17 protein-coding genes are annotated in these 15,936 nt (G+C 71.3%); 5 read left to right on the plus strand and 12 right to left on the minus strand.

The features are described from left to right. The first annotated feature begins 122 nt into the window (after positions 1 to 122). The gene (locus tag ACWD12_RS04595) at positions 123 to 3,068 is read left to right on the plus strand and encodes a SpoIIE family protein phosphatase (protein ID WP_450098301.1); all 2,946 of its coding nucleotides are present in this window, start codon (positions 123 to 125) and stop codon (positions 3,066 to 3,068) included. A 91-nt stretch (positions 3,069 to 3,159) separates the two neighbouring features. On the opposite strand, the gene ACWD12_RS04600 is transcribed toward ACWD12_RS04595, so the two are convergent. Further along, positions 3,160 to 4,083 carry a S1 family peptidase gene (locus tag ACWD12_RS04600; RefSeq protein WP_450098302.1) on the minus strand — a complete coding sequence of 308 codons (924 nt, stop codon included), beginning with the start codon at positions 4,081 to 4,083 and terminating at the stop codon, positions 3,160 to 3,162. A 512-nt stretch (positions 4,084 to 4,595) separates the two neighbouring features. On the opposite strand from ACWD12_RS04600, the gene ACWD12_RS04605 reads away from it, so the two are divergent. Then, a complete protein-coding gene (locus tag ACWD12_RS04605; protein ID WP_358352661.1) occupies positions 4,596 to 5,138 on the plus strand; it encodes a DUF1707 SHOCT-like domain-containing protein in 543 nt (180 codons plus the stop codon). Positions 5,139 to 5,294: 156 nt separating this feature from the next. On the opposite strand, the gene ACWD12_RS04610 is transcribed toward ACWD12_RS04605, so the two are convergent. From ACWD12_RS04610 to ACWD12_RS04650, 9 genes are all read right to left on the minus strand, one after another. After that, positions 5,295 to 5,570, minus strand: coding sequence for a GlsB/YeaQ/YmgE family stress response membrane protein (locus ACWD12_RS04610; protein ID WP_358352663.1), 276 nt, complete (start codon positions 5,568 to 5,570; stop codon positions 5,295 to 5,297). 262 nt (positions 5,571 to 5,832) lie between these two features. Then, a complete protein-coding gene (locus ACWD12_RS04615; RefSeq protein WP_358352665.1) occupies positions 5,833 to 6,408 on the minus strand; it encodes a TerD family protein in 576 nt (191 codons plus the stop codon). A gap of 182 nt (positions 6,409 to 6,590) precedes the next feature. Next, complete coding sequence (locus tag ACWD12_RS04620; protein WP_450098303.1) at positions 6,591 to 7,613, minus strand: hemolysin family protein; 1,023 nt, start codon at positions 7,611 to 7,613, stop codon at positions 6,591 to 6,593. Beyond that, entirely contained in the window at positions 7,613 to 8,995 is a 1,383-nt protein-coding gene (locus tag ACWD12_RS04625; protein ID WP_450098304.1) for a hemolysin family protein, read from the minus strand. Before ACWD12_RS04625 ends, ACWD12_RS04620 begins: the two co-directional genes overlap by 1 nt. Before the next feature lie 858 nt (positions 8,996 to 9,853). Further along, positions 9,854 to 10,363, minus strand: a complete 510-nt coding sequence (locus tag ACWD12_RS04630) for an N-acetyltransferase family protein (protein ID WP_450098305.1) — start codon at positions 10,361 to 10,363, stop codon at positions 9,854 to 9,856. After that, the gene (locus ACWD12_RS04635; protein ID WP_450098306.1) at positions 10,360 to 11,112 is read right to left on the minus strand and encodes a methyltransferase domain-containing protein; all 753 of its coding nucleotides are present in this window, start codon (positions 11,110 to 11,112) and stop codon (positions 10,360 to 10,362) included. The genes ACWD12_RS04630 and ACWD12_RS04635 overlap by 4 nt, the downstream gene beginning before the upstream one ends. After that, positions 11,109 to 11,459 carry an ArsR/SmtB family transcription factor gene (locus tag ACWD12_RS04640; RefSeq protein WP_450098307.1) on the minus strand — a complete coding sequence of 117 codons (351 nt, stop codon included), beginning with the start codon at positions 11,457 to 11,459 and terminating at the stop codon, positions 11,109 to 11,111. The genes ACWD12_RS04635 and ACWD12_RS04640 overlap by 4 nt, the downstream gene beginning before the upstream one ends. Before the next feature lie 473 nt (positions 11,460 to 11,932). Then, positions 11,933 to 12,343, minus strand: coding sequence for an arsenate reductase ArsC (locus ACWD12_RS04645; protein WP_450098308.1), 411 nt, complete (start codon positions 12,341 to 12,343; stop codon positions 11,933 to 11,935). Between the two features lie 47 nt (positions 12,344 to 12,390). Continuing rightward, the gene (locus ACWD12_RS04650; protein WP_450098309.1) at positions 12,391 to 12,648 is read right to left on the minus strand and encodes a hypothetical protein; all 258 of its coding nucleotides are present in this window, start codon (positions 12,646 to 12,648) and stop codon (positions 12,391 to 12,393) included. A gap of 223 nt (positions 12,649 to 12,871) precedes the next feature. Between ACWD12_RS04650 and ACWD12_RS04655 the strand changes: the two genes are divergently transcribed. After that, positions 12,872 to 13,186 (plus strand): ArsR/SmtB family transcription factor, encoded by a 315-nt coding sequence (locus ACWD12_RS04655; protein ID WP_450098310.1) that lies wholly within the window; start codon positions 12,872 to 12,874, stop codon positions 13,184 to 13,186. Continuing rightward, the gene (gene arsB, locus ACWD12_RS04660; protein ID WP_450098742.1) at positions 13,177 to 14,298 is read left to right on the plus strand and encodes an ACR3 family arsenite efflux transporter; all 1,122 of its coding nucleotides are present in this window, start codon (positions 13,177 to 13,179) and stop codon (positions 14,296 to 14,298) included. Before ACWD12_RS04655 ends, arsB begins: the two co-directional genes overlap by 10 nt. A gap of 116 nt (positions 14,299 to 14,414) precedes the next feature. On the opposite strand, the gene ACWD12_RS04665 is transcribed toward arsB, so the two are convergent. Together ACWD12_RS04665 and ACWD12_RS04670 are read right to left on the minus strand one after the other, a co-directional pair. Then, positions 14,415 to 14,810, minus strand: coding sequence for an ArsR/SmtB family transcription factor (locus ACWD12_RS04665; RefSeq protein WP_450098311.1), 396 nt, complete (start codon positions 14,808 to 14,810; stop codon positions 14,415 to 14,417). Between the two features lie 55 nt (positions 14,811 to 14,865). After that, positions 14,866 to 15,042, minus strand: coding sequence for a hypothetical protein (locus ACWD12_RS04670; RefSeq protein WP_450098312.1), 177 nt, complete (start codon positions 15,040 to 15,042; stop codon positions 14,866 to 14,868). A gap of 113 nt (positions 15,043 to 15,155) precedes the next feature. Between ACWD12_RS04670 and ACWD12_RS04675 the strand changes: the two genes are divergently transcribed. After that, entirely contained in the window at positions 15,156 to 15,650 is a 495-nt protein-coding gene (locus tag ACWD12_RS04675; RefSeq protein ID WP_450098313.1) for an ArsI/CadI family heavy metal resistance metalloenzyme, read from the plus strand. The last annotated feature ends 286 nt before the right edge of the window (positions 15,651 to 15,936 follow it).

The raw sequence follows: 15,936 nt of genomic DNA on the forward strand, positions 1-15,936 counted from the left end.
ACCGGCACGCTACCTGTTTTGCATCAGTCGGTGCAATACGAGCCGCCCCGAGCGCATCCCCGGGCGCGCGGCGGAGCCGGGGACGGGTCGACCCGCGGGAACGGTGCTAGAAAGAAGAAATGATGGGGCGTTTTGTCCGCTTGATCCGGTCGCGCGTCCACGGCCCGCGCAGTCTGGCAGGGCAGATGTTCGTGCTCCAGGTCGTGGTCGTGGTGCTGCTTGTCGCCGCGGCGGTGGCAGTGCTGCTGGTGCAGGCGCGCCGCGACAGCGAACGCGACGCGCGGCACCGCTCGCAGACCGCCGCGGAAACCTTCGCCCACTCCCCCGGGCTGGTGGACGTGCTGACCGGCCCCGACCCCGCCGCCGTCCTCGAACCGGCCGCGCAGGTCGCGCAGGAGACCGGCGGAGTGGACGCGATCACCGTGCTCGACCCGGCCGGGGTGTTCCTGACCGGCCCGGACACGGCGCAGATCGGGAGCCGCTACCAGGGCAACCTGGGGCCGTTCCTGGCCGCCGGGCAGTCCCTGACCACGAAGTACTCCACGAACCAGGGCGACGCGTTCGTCACCGTGGTGCCGGTGTACGGGCGCGCGGGCGAGCCGCTGGCCCTCGTGGTGGCCGCGATCACCGTGGACCGCGTCAACGACACCGTAGGGCGGCTGATCCCCTGGCTGGTGCTCGGCGCGGCGGGCGCACTGGCGCTGTCGGCGGGCGCGGCGGCCCTGGTGAGCCGACGGCTTCGGCGGCAGACCCGGGGGCTCGGGCCGAGCGAGATCACCCGTATGTACGAACACCACGACGCGGTCCTGCACGCGGCCCGCGAGGGCGTGCTGATCCTGGACGCCGAGCGGCGCGTGGTCCTGGCCAACGACGAAGCCCGGCGCCTGCTGGACCTGCCCGACGTGGTCGAGCGGCGCGGTTCGGCGTCCCTGGCTTTGCCGCCGGGTCTGGCGGACCTGCTGGTGTCCGGGCGGGACGCCTCCGACGAGGTGCACATCGTCGGAGACCGGCTGCTTGCGGTCAACCAGCGGCCCACCGCGCCATACGGGTCGGCCGGCAGCGTGGTGACACTGCGCGACACCACCGAGCTGCGGCAGCTGGCCGGGCAGGCCCAGGCCGTGCGCGAGCGGCTGAGCTTGCTGTACGAAGCGGGGGTACGGGTCGGCACCACGCTGGACGTGGCGCGCACCGCGCAGGAGCTGGCGGACCTGTGCGTACCGCGGTTCGCGGACATCGTCACCGTCGACCTCCTGGACGCCATGCTCGACGGCGGCGAACCCACCCCCTCGCCCGTCCCTTCGCCCACTCCCTCGCCCGTCACCGCCCCGGAGACGCACGACGCTTCCGAGGCGGCTCCAGGGTCTTCCGGGCGGATGCGGCGGGTGACGTCGCATTGGGCGGAGTGGGGCGGCGGTGTTCCGACGCTGTATCCGATCGGCGAGGAGATCGAGTTCGCGGAGGCGACGCCGATGGCCGAGGCGCTGCGCGACGGGCGCGGGGTGCTGCGGGCGGACCTGGCGGCCGACCTGGCGTGGCAGGCGCAGGCCCCCGACCGTGCCGCGCGGCTGATCGAGGCCGGGGTGCACTCGCTGGTCACGGTGCCGCTCAAGGCCCGCGGCCTGGTGCTGGGCCTGGCGACGTTCTGGCGCGGGGCGGGGTCGGCGGCGTTCGATACCGACGATGTGTCCTTCGCGGAGGAAGTCGCCGCGCGAGCCGCCGTCGCCGTCGACAACGCCCGCCGGTACACCCGCGAGCACGCCACCGCGGTCACCCTGCAACGCAGCCTGCTCCCCCACGCGCTCCCCGAACAGGACGCGGTCGACGCCGCGTACCGCTACCTGCCCGCCCGCGCCGCCACCGCTCCGGGCGCCCCAGCCGACACCGCGGCGTACGCGGCCGAGGCGGAGACGGTCGTGGGGGCAGGCGTGGGGGGCGACTGGTACGACGTGATCGTGCTGCCAGGCGCGCGGGTGGCGCTGGTGGTCGGCGATGTGGTCGGGCACGGCCTGCACGCCGCGGCGACGATGGGCCGACTGCGGACCGCGGTACGCAACTTCTCCGCGTTGGACCTGTCCCCGGACGAGGTGGTCGGGCACCTGGACGAACTCGTCGCCGGGATCGACCAGGACCGTCCCGAGGACAACGCGATCGGCCCCGGAGGCGCGGACGGTCCCGAAGGCCTCGCCGGTCCGGATGCGTCGGTGGGGCGGATGACCGGGGCGACGTGCTTGTACGCGATCTACGACCCCGTCGCCGGGCGGGTGGTCGCGGCCCGGGCCGGCCACCCGGGGCCGGCGGTCGTGGACGCCGCGGGTGCCGTGGACTTCCCGCAGGTGCCGGCGTCGCTTCCGCTCGGGCTGAACGAGGGACTGCCCATCGAGACCGCCGAGTTCGACCTGGCCGAGGGGTCGCGGCTGGTGCTGTTCACCGACGGCCTGGTGGAGCGCCGCGACCGACACGAGGACGGGGACGGGGACGCCGGGCTGGACCTGCTGCGCGACGCGCTGGTCACCGCGGGCCCGGCCGCGACGCCGGAGCAGACATGTGACGCGGTGATCGCCGCGCTCGGTGTCGAACGGCCGAGCGACGACGTCGCGCTGCTGGTGGCCCGTACCCACGTGCTGGACGACGCACGGGTCGCGGTGTGGGACGTGCCGTCCGACCCGGAGGCGGTCGGCGCCGTACGCGCCGCGTGCGCCCGGCAGTTGGACACCTGGGGCCTGGGCGCGATCGACTTCACCGCCGAGCTGATCCTCAGCGAGCTGGTCACCAACGCGATCCGCTACGGCACTCCCCCGATCCGGGTCCGCCTCATCCATGAACGCGCCCTCACGTGCGAGGTGTCCGACGCCGGCAGCACCGCACCGCACCTGCGACGCGCGGCCACCACCGACGAGGGAGGCCGAGGACTGTTCCTCGTCGCCAGGTTCGCCGCCCGCTGGGGCACCCGCTACACCGCCCGTGGCAAGGTCATCTGGGCCGAACTCCCCCTCCCCGGCGCCGGCGACGCCCCGACGGCGGACCTCGGCGACGCGCTGCTCGACCAGTTCACCGACGCCGATTGGTGAACTGGTGACTGGTGATTGGTGACTGGTGATTGGTCACTGGTGACGCCCTCACCGGGGGCGCCGGCCGTCGGCGCCCCCGGGTGGCCCACCGTCAGCCCGTCGTCGTCACCAGACGGTCCCGGACGCCTTGCGCCGCCTCTGGTCCGTGCGTGAGGAGCACGTCGAACAGCCATTCCAGCTGCGAGCCGACGTCCGTCACCGCGTCGCGGTTGATCTCGTTCGGGGGTTTCCTGGAGCAGATGTCCGGCTGCAGGAACGTGCCGTTCATGATCCCGTTCACGATGCCGGTGACAACCGTGACCTCGCCGAACCGCGTCCGCACCTTTTCGGTGTACGGCGAACCGGAGTCGCCGAAGCAGACACCGCCCTGCCGACCGTCGGCCACCACGACGCAGTTCATGGTGGCGGGGTCCATGAGTTGGACGCCGTCCCGGGGCCGGATCAGGTTGCAGGTCTCGTCGGCCACGCGCTTCATCGGGAGCTGCCACAAGCGCACGGGATTGGAGTCGTTGCACGCGGGGTCGTCGAAGTCCCGGTCGCAGGTCCGCCCCCATCCCGCGACATTGCCGACCGCACCCGAGCGGCCGGGGATGCCGATCGGAAGCAGCGGCGCACCCCACACCGGACGCTCCAGGCGGACGAGGGCGGCGTCGTTCCCGAAGCCGCCGTTCACCGAGTCATGGGCCGGGTTCTTGTACACGGCGGGCTTGTTGTCCGCGTCGCGGGCGACCCGCACGACGACCCCGCCCGCGTTCCAGGTGACCGAGCCCAGCCGGGCCTGGTCCTGAACGTAGGGCGCACAGTGCGCGGCCGTCAGCACCCAGTCGGGAGCGATGAGGGCGCCGCCGCATTCGTGGTCGGCGACGCCGTCCTTGACGCTCTGGAGTGACACGGTCGAGGGCTTCGTGGCGGGATCACCGTTGATGATCGCCGAGGCCGAGCCGGACGGTAAGACGGCGAGAAGCGTGACGGCGACGGCGCTTGTCAGGGCCAGTCGCCGGAATTCTGTGAACACGAGCCACCTTTCTGGGGGGTGAGGTGCCGCGTGTCGGTGGCAGCACCGTGACCCGGGCGGCCTTTGTCGGCCGAACCAGGCGGATGGGGAGCGAAATGTATTGCCGTTTTCAAGAGCTGCGCTTTTTGGAAATTCGCGCAACGCGCCCTGTTCGGATATTCGCGGCGCGCGCCGATCACGTTTGCAGTCGATGCCCGCTCATGTCAATGCCCTGGCCGGCGACGGCGCGAGGCGGATCTGCGCAGCCAGAACCCGCCCGAATATCTGACGTATTTTTCTCTGTCCGGCCCGGGTGGCATGTGTGAGGTTATTCGGATGCCCAGCCCGCCGGCGCGCCAACGGTATCGCTTCGGCACTTTCTCCGTCACCCGCCGATAACCGCAGCGAACGCACCACTAACCCGACGCCTTTTTCCAAAAGACGGAAATTGCTCAAAGGCTCGCCGACCGGTACGCCGCCGACGACCTCGGTCCCGGCACCGGATCACCACGCGAGGCCGATAGCGTGGCCGCATGTCGAACCAACCACCCGGCACGCGGGCATCGCACGAGGACCGCGATCGCGTCGTGGATGCGCTGCGCCGCGCCGCCGGCGACGGTCGGCTGGACGCCGACGAACTGGACACCCGGCTGGAGAGCGCGCTGTCCGCCCGTACGCTCGGGGAGTTGGCCGAACTCACCGCCGACCTGCCGGTGCCGCCCGGCGCCAAGGGCAAGGACGTGCTCGTGGTCGAGCAACACGGCGGCAAGTACCGCAGGGAGGGGCGGTGGTCGGTGCCCCCGCGCATCGAAGTCCGCACGCAACTGTGCCGCGTCACCTTCGACTTCAGCGACGCGGTGATCAGTTCCGACGTCCTGCGCGTCGAGGTGGACATGGTCCACGGCAAGCTGTTTTTCGCCGGCGCGCGGGACATCGTGTTCGACACCGACGGGCTCGCCCTCACCTACTCCAAGGTCAAACTTCGCCCCAAGAACTCCGCCGCCGCCGACCCCCGTCTCCGCATCGAACTCGTCGGGAGGCTCCTGCACGCCAAGGTCGTCGAGCGGCGGGCGTAGCGCGAACGACGAAGACCCGCGACGGCTCGGGAAGGCGGCGGCAGGACGGCAAGGCACGCCCGCGTCCGTGGCGGTGGGGTACGCGATCCGGGCGCGGGGTCGCCCGGATCGCGTCGAACATGTCCGCGTGCCGGGCGACCGGCGGCACCGGTCGAGTCAGCGGCGGGCGCGGCGGGAGTGGCCGAAGAAGATGCGGTACGCGACCAGCAGGGCGAGGGATCCGGCGATCGAGACGCCCCAGGTGCGCAGGTCGAAGAAGTCCTTCTCGAAGGGGCGGTCGAAGAGTTCGGCGGCCGCCCAGCCACCCAGGAGCGCCCCGGCGATGCCGATCAGGATCGTGATGACGAAGCCGCCCGGGTCGCGTCCGGGGAGGAGCAACTTGGCGATGGCGCCGGCCAGGAGACCGAGAATGATCCACGCGATGATGCCCATGTCGCACCCATGCCCTTCGAGTTGGCGAGCCTGATGTTCGGCTCGCTCAAGGCGCTACCCGGGGTGCGTCGTCACACGCCACATAGGGAGGGAAGTCACGTTGGCCGCGCACTCGCGCGGCGACCGCGAACTCGCGTCACACCGCCCGCCTTTCGGCCGGCTTCACTCTCCTGTCCGACGGGGACGAAGTGCAGCCCCTGCAACTACAGGCCTGTAGATGCAGGGGCTGTCGGAGAATCCTGCCCGACCGCGTCGGAGTCGGTCAGACGTTCACGCCGAAGTCCCGTGCGATGCCCCCGAGTCCGGACGCGTAGCCCTGGCCGACCGCGCGGAACTTCCACTCGCCGCCGTGCCGGTACAGCTCGCCGAACACCATCGCCGTCTCGGTCGACGCGTCCTCGGTCAGGTCGTACCGGGCCAGTTCGGCGTCGTCGCCGCGGTTGACGACGCGGATGTAGGCGTTGCGTACCTGGCCGAAAGACTGTCCGCGGACGTCGGCGTCGTGGATGGACACCGGGAAGACGATCCGGGTCACGTCGGCCGGCACGCCGTTCAGCTCGACGTTGACGACCTCGTCGTCCCCGTCGCCTTCACCGGTGAGGTTGTCGCCGGTGTGCTGGACCGAACCGTCCGGGCTGGTGAGGTTGTTGTAGAAGACGAAGTGCGCGTCGGACAGCACTCGTCCGCTCTCACCGAGCAGCAGCGCGCTCGCGTCGAGGTCGAAGTCCGCGCCCGAGGTCGCGCGTACATCCCAGCCCAGACCGACCGCCACGGACGAGAGTCCGGGCGCGGCCTTGGACAACGACACATTGCCGCCCTTGGCGAGGGTGACTCCCACAGCGTACGTTCCTTCCGCCAGTCGTCAGTGCCATCGGGCGCACTCGCCGAAGGGAGCCCGCCCGCGCCGGTGAATCTACCGGACTGTAGATACCGCAGCGCGGGCCGAGCACCAGATTTGGCCGAGGCATTGCCCAGCCGAGGCATTGCCCGTGCGGGGCAGCGCCGGCACAGCGGCGCCCGTCAGGTGACCCGGTGCTGTCGGCCCACCAGTTCCTTCAGGACGTCGGCCATCGTCACCACGCCGATGAGCTTTCCGTCGGTGCCGGTGACGCCCGCGAGGTGCGCCGCGGTGTGCCGCATCGCGGTCAGGACGTCGTCGAGGCGCGTCTCGGCCGCGACGGTCGTCGCCCGGCGCAACGCCCCGCGGGGGAACGGCGCGTCCCGGTCGTCGGCGTCGAGGGCGTCCTTGACGTGCAGGTAGCCCAGGACCACGCCGTCGTCGGTGACCACAGGGAACCGCGAGTAGCCGCTGCGCACCGCAAGTTGCTCCAGCGTGCGCGGGGTGACGTCCGCCGGCGCCTGCACCATCTTGTGCAGCGGCAGAATGATCTCGGAGACGGGCCGTTCGCCCAACGTGAGGGCGTCGCGCAGCAGTTCGCTCTCGTCCTCGTCGAGGAGGCCGGTGTCGCGCGACTCGGCGACCATGCGACCGAGTTCGTCGCCGGTGAAGGCCGCGTTCACCTCGTCCTTGGGCTCGACGCGCAGCAACCGCAGGATGCCGTTGGCGAGCTTGTTGATCGTGAAGATCACCGGACGGAGACCGCGGGTCATCGCCACGAGCCCCGGCCCCAGCATCATGGCCGTCCGTGCGGGGGCCGCCAGCGCGATGTTCTTCGGGATCATCTCGCCGACGAGCATGTGCAGGTACGTCGCCAGCGTCAGCGCCAGCGCGAACGACACGGGGTGCACCGCGCCGTCCGGCAGACGTACGGCGTGGAACACCGGTTCCATCAGATGCGCGATGGCCGGCTCGGCCACCACGCCGAGCACGAGCGACGAGACGGTGATGCCGAGTTGGGCCGTGGCCAGGACGGCGGAGACGTGCTCCAGACCCCAGATGACGCGGCGCGCACGGCGGTTGCCGTCGGCGGCGAACGGTTCGATCTGACTGCGGCGCACCGAGATCAGCGCGAACTCCGCGCCGACGAAGAAGGCGTTGGTGACGAGTGTGAGCGCTCCGATGAGGAGTTGAACGACGGTCATCAGCGGCCGTCCTCATCGGCGCGCCGCGCGTCGTCGCCGTCCGCGTCGGCGGCACCGTCCGCGTCACCTTCAGCGTCGGGACGCGGTCCCGTCAGGGTGAGACGGGCGGCCCGGTGCTGCGCGACCTCGGTCACCGTCAGCGTCCACTCCCCCAGTTCCACGACGTCGCCGACCTCGGGGATGCGGGACAACCGCTCGGCGACCAGGCCCGCGAGCGTCTCGTAGGGCCCGTCCGGAGCGTGCAGGCCCAGTTCCTCGACCTGGTCGACCCGGTAGCCGCCGTCGAGGTCCCACGTGGGGTGCCCGGTCGCGTCCGGGGCGGTCGCCACGAGTTCGGGGGCTTCGTCCGGATCATGCTCGTCACGGACCTCGCCGACCACTTCCTCGACGATGTCCTCCAACGTCACGACGCCGGCCATGCCGCCGTACTCGTCGATCACCACCGCCATCGTCTGCTCGCCGCGGAGCCGGTCCAGCAGGTCGTCGCCCGGAAGTGTCTCGGGGACGAGCACCGGCTCGACCGCGACCTCCGCGACGGTACGGCTGTCCCGCTCGCCCTCGGGCACGGCGAGCGCCGCCTTGAGGTCGACGAAGCCGGTGACCTCGTCCAGGCTGTCGCGGTAGACCGGGAAGCGCGAGTGGCCGGTCGCGCGCGCGATGGCGATCACCCCGCCCACCGGGGCGTCCGCGCGTACGCCGTGCACCCGCACCCGCGGCGTCATGATCTGCTCGGCGGTCAGGTCACCCAGGCTGACCGCGCGGACGAACAGGTCCGCGGTGTCCGCCTCCAGCGTGCCCGCGCGCACGGAGTGCCGGGCGAGGGCGACCAGCTCCTGGGGGCTGCGCGCGGACGCCAGCTCCTCGACCGGTTCGAGGCCGAAGCGGCGCACCGCGCGGTTCGCGGTCCGGTTCAGGTGGGTGATCAGCGGCCGGAACGCCGTGGTGAACGCCCGCTGCGGGCCGGCGACCGCCTTGGCCACCCGCAGCGGGTGCGAGATGGCCCAGTTCTTCGGGACGAGTTCACCGAAGACCATCAGCGCCACGGTCGACAGCACGATCCCCAGGACCAGCGCGACGGTGTCCACCGCGCCGTCCGGAAGGCCCACCGCGTCCAACGGCCCGGCCAGCAGCGCCGCGACGGACGGCTGCGCGAGCATCCCGATGACCAACGAGGTCACCGTGATGCCGAGCTGCGCGCCGGAGAGCTGGACGGTCAGCCGCTTGACGGCCAGCAAGGCGCCCGCGGCACCCCGCTCGCCGGCCGCCGCCGCTTCCTCCAGCGAACCGCGGTCCACCGTGGTCAACGAGAATTCGGCGGCCACGAAGACCGCACACGCCACGATCAGCAGGATCGCGACGGCGAGCAGGATCAATTCGGTCATCGGTCCACCACTTCCCCTGGAAGCGGCGGTCCATGACTACTCGCAGGATCGTCCATCGGAGGTCCGGACACCTCTCATTTCCGTCTGTCCCGGAGCGCGGGAGCCGCATGCGAGGGACACGGTCCAGCCCTCGCGTACGTTGTTTCTACAGCATTGTAAAAACAACGCAAAGCGCCTGACCCTGCCGAAGACGTCACATTCGCGAGCGGGGTCAGCAGCAGGTCGACCGCGACGCGCACGGTATGGGCATGTAGCCGATCCGATGAATGGTCCCCGGCAGCGCTACCGCTCGACGTCACGAAGACGTTCCGCAGGTGGACCGACGAGGACATCCCGCGGTTCGCCGCCACCGCAGCCGCGCGTGCGACGACCGTCGGCGGGACCGCGCAACCTGGACCCCTACGGGGATCCCGCGCGGTGACGCCCCGGCGGTGATTCGGGGGGGGTCGGCGTCGGCGTCCGGTGCCGGGCAGCCAGGGATGGGGCCGCGCGGGGCGGCGGTGAGCCACACTGATCGGGTCGTTGTCGGCGGTCTCGCCGGCGCGGACCAATGCGGTCCCGTGCCACCACTCCGAGCACGCCAGCGGCAGGGCGGGGGCGGCGTACGCGGCGCGCGCCGATGTACTCCCCGGCTCGCCCAGGAGTTCGTCCAAGCTGCCGTGGTCCATCCGGCTCCCTCTGGCGGGTAGCCCTCGACAGGCCGGCTACCGCCGCGACCCCGCCGCCCAAGCTGCGGCGGGTGAAGGCCGCCTGATGGTGGAACGACCGGAGCCGCGGGCCGCAGGCAGGTCAGGCGTATCTCAGCTCCTGCTCTCCGCCGAATGCACGCCCAGGGCGACCTTCAGGTGCCGCTCCCGATCACAGAACCCGGCTCCGGCGTTCGATCAGGACGACGTCGCGCCAGGTGTCGTTATGTCGGCCGACACGTTCGCGCACACCGACGGTCCGGAACCCTGCGGCTCGGTGGAGGGCGAGGCTGGCGGTGTTCTCGGGGAAGATCCCGGACTGCAGGGTCCAGATGCCGGCGGCCTCGGTGGAGGTGACCAGGGCGTCGAGGAGGGCGCGGCCGATGCCGCGGGTGTGGGCGTCGGGGCTTACGTAGACGGAATGTTCGACCACTCCGGTGTACACGCACCGCTCGGAGACGGCGGATGCGGCGGCCCAGCCCAGGACGGTGCCGTCCGCGTCGAGGGCGACGTGGCGGTGATCGGCAAGTTTGGATGTGTTGAACGCGGCCCAGTCGGGCGCGCAGGTCTCGAAGGTCGCGTGTCCGGTGTCGATGCCGGCCTGGTAGATCGCGAGCACCTGCACGGCGTGCTCGGGCCGCATGGCCGTCAGGGCGAACGCCGGCGTGGCGGGTGCGGTCATGCTTCCTCCGGGCGGAGGGCGCGGACGACGGCCGCGGTCAGACCGGGGCCGACCTGGTGGGTGGGGGTGACGGTGATGCCGGCCAATCCGGCTGCGGCGAGCAGGGCGTCGTACGCGTCGGCGGTGATCGCGGTGATGCCGCAGCCGGTGGGGTCGACGTCGAGGGTTGGGGTGGCGTCGGAGTCCGCGACGAGGTCGCTGATGCCGAGCCGACCGCCGGGCCGCAGGACCCGGGCGATCTCGGTGCACACCCGGGGCTTGTCGGTGGACAAGGTGATGACGCAGTTGGAGACGACCACGTCCACCGAGGCGTCCGGCAGCGGGATCTCCTCGATGCGCCCCTTGACGAACACGGCGTTGTCCGCGCCCGCTTCGGCGGCGTGGCGGCGGGCCGACTCCAGCATCTCGTCGGTCATGTCCAGTCCGATCGCGCGCCCGGTCGGGCCGACGCGCTTCGCGGAGAGCAGGACGTCGATGCCGCCGCCGGACCCGAGGTCCAGCACGGTCTCGCCTTCGCGGAGGTCGGCGACGGTCAGCGGATTGCCGCAGCCGAGGCTCGCCGCCGCGGCGCCGACGGGGATCTCCTCGATGGCTCCGGATTCGTCGTACAGGCCGGCGCCGAAGGTCGGTGTCGCACAGGGGTCGATCAGCGTCTGGCCGGACGCGGCGCGGTCGGCGGCGTCGGCGTAGCGGTCGCGGAGACGCTTGACGATGTCGGCCCTGACGGCGGTTGGGTCGTTCTCACTCATGTCGGTTCCTCGCAGGGGACGGACGCCGGATCGGGCGCGGGATGGCCCATGACGGCGTCGGCGGCGCTGGGGAAGCAGGACAGGCAGTTCTCGTTCACGCGGTAGTAGGTGGACGTACCGCGCTTCTCGGCGAGCACGAACCGCACCTCGGCGAGCAGCTTGAGGTGGTGCGACACCGTTGACTGGCCGACCTCGGAGCGCTCGACGATCTCGCCGACGCTCATCGGACGGCGCTCGACCGCAAGCAGGTTGACCAGGCGGACCCGGGTCGGGTCGGCAAGCGCCTTGAACCACGAGGCGTACGTCGTGGCGGTGTCGGCGTCGAGAAGGCTCGGAGATTCATTCATCGTAAATCGACGATAGTCGATTGACAGCAGTCGGGGAAGGCCACTGAGGTCGGCAGTGCGGACGACGGCCGCTGATTCAGGTGGTCTGCGGTGTTCGGCGTGGGGGGGTGTTCGCTCGCCCACCGCGTCTCGATGGCCAGGTGGGCGCTAGGACTTCGCAGACCAGGACGTGCCGGGGGTCCCGGTCGGGGTCGTGTTCGGCGGCGGGGGCGGGGAGCCGCGGGCTGTGCAGGGCCATGTCGGGCAGCGGGTCGTGCTCGGGGTGGTCGAAGACGTGGGTGCGGCCGGCGTCGTAGATGATCTGGGTCGGCAGGAGGCTGACGGAGCCGGGCAGGACCGGTGGAGCTCGGCGTGCGGGGGGCCGCAGTGGCCGCGCGCCCCGGGCGGCCCCGGAATCGGCCGTTCATGGCTCGACGGTAGCCGCGGATCCTGCGCCGGCGCCGTGGGCATTCCGTACCTGCGAAGGGGCGCGACTACTGCGCGTCGGGCAGGAGTTCGGCGAGCAGGGCGCGGGTGCGGCGTTCGATCTCGTCGCGGATCGGGCGTACGGCGTCGATGCCCTGGCCGGCGGGGTCGTCGAGGGCCCAGTCGAGGTAGCGCTTGCCGGGGAAGATCGGGCACGCGTCGCCGCAGCCCATGGTGATGACGACGTCGGACGCCTGGACCGCCTCGGTGGTCAGGACCTTCGGCTGTTGGTCGGCGATGTCGATGCCGACCTCCTTCATCGCCTCCACCGCGACCCGGTTGACCTGGTTCCCGGGGATGGATCCGGCCGAGCGGACCTCGACGCGGTCCGCGCCGAGGTGGCGCAGGAAGCCCGCGGCCATTTGGGAGCGGCCCGCGTTGTGGACGCAGACGAACAGCACCGAGGGCTTCTCCGGCATTGGGGGCGGTCCTTTCGGGGGTGAGGCGCTGGCTGTGCGTACACGGTTCAGGCGGTGGGCAGTTCGTCGAGCAGGGTGCGGACGCGGGCGTCGATCTCGTCGCGGATGGCGCGGACGGTCTCCGCAAGTCCGCCGTCGGGGTCGGCGACGGGCCAGTCCGCGTAGCGGCGGCCCCCCGGACCCGCCTCGGCGGCGCGCGCCGCCGAGGCACCCAACCGCTGGTCGGTGAGGCACTCCGCCAGCACCGGCAGGTGCGGGCGCACCGTCGGGGTCGCGGTCGGCGTCCAGGGCGAGTCGTCCAGCACCGCGCGCACCGTCCCCGGGAGAGCACTCCCGCCCAGGCCGCCGCAAGCCGCCGGTACCCGCCCGCCAGAAGCGCGGCCGGGACCACCAAGTCCGCCGCGGCGGCGCGCGGCACCGGCGACGCGGTCGCCATCCGGGGCCTCCAAAGGGGTGCGGTCGAGGGGGCGGCCCAGAGTCCGGGAAGGGGTTCGCCTTCCCAGCCCGACCCGCGTAACGTATCAGCCCATGATGACGTCAGTCGACACTGATATATTGAAGGTGCTGGCGGACCCGCTGCGCATGCGCATCGCGCAGTTGCTGGCCCGTGAGGCGCTGTGTGTGTGCCACCTGGTGGAGGAGACCGGCGCCAGACAGACCAACCTGTCCAACCACCTCAAGGTGCTGCGCGAGGCCGGGCTGGTCGACACCGAGCCGTGCGGGCGGTTCCTCTACTACCGGCTCAAAGCCGACGTCGTCGCCGGACTCGCCGCCTCGCTGGGACAGATGGCCGAAACCGCCGCCCAGACCACCACCACGGACCGGAAGAGGCCCTGCACGTGACCACCACCGAACCCCCACGCGGAACCGCGCCCGCCGCAGCGGCCGACGACGGCGGGGCCGCGGCCATCGCCGGCAAGCTGTCGACGCTCGACCGGTTCCTGCCCCTGTGGATCGGTGTGGCGATGGGCGTCGGGCTCGGACTCGGCAAGCTGGTCCCCGGCCTCGACGACGCCTTGAGCAGGGTCGAGGTCGGCGGGATCTCCTTGCCGATCGCGCTCGGCCTACTGCTGATGATGTACCCGGTGCTCGCCAAGGTCCGCTACGACCACCTCGGCACCGTCACCGGCGACCGCAAACTCATGGCGTCGTCCCTGGTGATCAACTGGATCATCGGCCCCGCGGTGATGTTCGCGCTGGCCTGGATCTTCCTGGCGGACCTGCCCGAGTACCGCACCGGCCTGATCATCGTCGGCCTGGCCCGCTGCATCGCGATGGTCATCATCTGGAACGACCTGGCGTGCGGCGACCGCGAGGCCGCCGCTGTCCTGGTCGCGCTCAACTCGGTGTTCCAGGTCGTCATGTTCGGTGTGCTGGGCTGGTTCTACCTCGACTTGCTGCCCGGCTGGCTGGGCCTGGGCGACGGCGAGCATCTGGACGTCTCCTTCTGGAAGATCGCCGTTAACGTCGTTGTCTTCCTCGGCGTCCCGCTGCTGGCCGGCTACCTCACCCGTCGACAGGGCGAGAAGGCCAAGGGCCGCGACTGGTACGAGACGAAGTTCCTGCCGCAGATCGGGCCGGTCGCACTGTACGGGCTGCTCTTCACGGTCGTCATCCTTTTCGCGCTCCAGGGCGACACCATCACCTCCGAGCCCGGCGACGTCGCGCGGATCGCGGTGCCGCTGCTGGTCTACTTCGCGGTGATGTGGTTCGGCTCCTACGCCATCGGCCGCGGGCTCGGCCTGCCCTACGACCGCACCGCGACCCTCGCGTTCACCGCGGCCGGCAACAACTTCGAGCTCGCCATCGCAATCGCCATCGGCACCTTCGGTGTCACCAGCGGCCAGGCGCTGGCCGGCGTCGTCGGCCCGCTGATCGAAGTCCCGGTGCTGGTGGGGCTGGTGTATATCTCCCTCGCGCTGCGTAACCGCCACACCGCACGCGCCACCGCCTAGCGGCGGCACGCGGCGTCGATACGAACAGCCGAAGAGCGGGCTCGCGAACTATCCTTCCGGGCCCGCTCTTTCCGTACCACCCACGATCCTCGGGACCGGCGGCGCCTGCACGGCGGCTACGCCTGGCCCGCCGCGCGTGGATCCTCGAGCACGCCGGCCAGCGCGGCGACCACGCTCGGCGCCACCCGGTAGTACACCCACGACCCGCGCCGCTCGGAGGTGACCAGCCCCGCGTCGCGCAGCTTCTTCAGATGGTGGCTCACGGTCGGCTGCGAGACGCCCACATCCTGGATGTCGCACACGCACGCCTCCCCGCCCGCGTGCGAGGCGATCTGCGAGAACAAGCGCAGCCGCACCGGATCGCCCAGCGCCTTGAACATCGCCGCCACCCGGTCCGCGTCCTCCGCTCCCAATGGCTCCCGTGACAGCGGCGCGCAGCACGGCACCACCGCGCTGTCCGCGGAGACGGCCGCGTCGGGCTGGAGTACCGGCAACTCCTTCAGATTCGACATGCATCAATATTGACAGGTACCAATACGGGTGGCAAGGTAGCGATATCGACAGACGTCAATACAGGGCGTCGGGCGTACCGACTTCCAGGGGTGGATCCATGAGCAGCGCCGTCAGCCGCATCCTCGCCTCGGCCGCCGCCCGCCGCCGCGGACGCGTCAACTTCGACGAGTCCACCAGCCAGGTCTGCGACAACCGCTGCCGCGCCGCCGCCCAACGCGACCGCACCCGCACCGCCACGATCCGCGGCGCGTTCCAGGCCCATCGCGCGCAGGCACACGGCCGGCACCGTCAGCCGCGCCGAGCGACTCCCACCGACTCCGCACCTGACCCAGGAGGTTCCCACCATGTCCCGCGTCCAGCTCGCCCTGCGCGTCGCCGACCTCGACGCCTCGATCGCCTTTTACCGCAAGCTTTTCGGCACCGAGCCGGCCAAGCTCCGCGACGGTTACGCCAACTTCGCCGTCGCCGAACCGCCGCTCAAGCTCGTCCTCATCCAGGGCAAGGAGGGCGAGCCCACGGTGATGGACCACCTCGGCGTCGAGGTCGAATCCACCGACCAGGTCACCGCCGCCACCACCCGCCTCGCGGAGGCCGGCCTGGCCACCCTGGAGGAGAACGACACCTCGTGTTGCTACGCCGTCCAGGACAAGGTCTGGGTCCACGGTCCCGGCCAAGAGCCGTGGGAGGTGTACGTCGTCAAGGGCGACGCCGACCAGATGGCCAAGGACGAAGGCTCCGCCTGCTGCCTGCCCGCCACCGACTCCGGCGTCCCCGTGCCCGCCACTGCCGGGAACCTGATCGACCTGGCGCCCGCGAACTCCGGCGGCTGCTGCAGCTGACCGCCTTCTCTGCACGCTCTCCCCCGGGTGGTGCGCGGCCGATTCCGGCCGCGCACCACCCGCTTTCACGTCCCCACCTGTTCGGCGCGGCCATAATCAGGGCTGCCGTCCCCCGCTGTCCGCCGCATCACCCCTCCGCCGGCACCGGGTTGTCGCCCTGCGGCGTGGGGGTGGCGGCGGGCATCGGTGACCTGACTCCGTCGCATCGCGGAAGCTCGGTGTCGGCGAGGTGAAAGGGCCGGCACGAGAGGGGCGTGCGCGGGCATCGGGCGTAGGCCGCGCCGCC

The sequence above is a fragment of the Streptodolium elevatio genome (genome assembly GCF_053592165.1).

Bases quoted from the DNA above. Each gene is read 5' to 3' on its own strand.
- ACWD12_RS04595 (WP_450098301.1), top strand. From the start codon at position 123: ATGGGGCGTTTTGTCCGCTTGATCCGGTCGCGCGTCCACGGCCCGCGC.
- ACWD12_RS04605 (WP_358352661.1), top strand. From the start codon at position 4,596: ATGTCGAACCAACCACCCGGCACGCGGGCATCGCACGAGGACCGCGAT.
- ACWD12_RS04610 (WP_358352663.1), bottom strand. From the start codon at position 5,570: ATGGGCATCATCGCGTGGATCATTCTCGGTCTCCTGGCCGGCGCCATC.
- ACWD12_RS04620 (WP_450098303.1), bottom strand. From the start codon at position 7,613: ATGACCGTCGTTCAACTCCTCATCGGAGCGCTCACACTCGTCACCAAC.
- ACWD12_RS04625 (WP_450098304.1), bottom strand. From the start codon at position 8,995: ATGACCGAATTGATCCTGCTCGCCGTCGCGATCCTGCTGATCGTGGCG.
- ACWD12_RS04630 (WP_450098305.1), bottom strand. From the start codon at position 10,363: ATGACCGCACCCGCCACGCCGGCGTTCGCCCTGACGGCCATGCGGCCC.
- ACWD12_RS04635 (WP_450098306.1), bottom strand. From the start codon at position 11,112: ATGAGTGAGAACGACCCAACCGCCGTCAGGGCCGACATCGTCAAGCGT.
- ACWD12_RS04640 (WP_450098307.1), bottom strand. From the start codon at position 11,459: ATGAATGAATCTCCGAGCCTTCTCGACGCCGACACCGCCACGACGTAC.
- ACWD12_RS04645 (WP_450098308.1), bottom strand. From the start codon at position 12,343: ATGCCGGAGAAGCCCTCGGTGCTGTTCGTCTGCGTCCACAACGCGGGC.
- ACWD12_RS04655 (WP_450098310.1), top strand. From the start codon at position 12,872: ATGATGACGTCAGTCGACACTGATATATTGAAGGTGCTGGCGGACCCG.
- ACWD12_RS04665 (WP_450098311.1), bottom strand. From the start codon at position 14,810: ATGTCGAATCTGAAGGAGTTGCCGGTACTCCAGCCCGACGCGGCCGTC.
- ACWD12_RS04675 (WP_450098313.1), top strand. From the start codon at position 15,156: ATGTCCCGCGTCCAGCTCGCCCTGCGCGTCGCCGACCTCGACGCCTCG.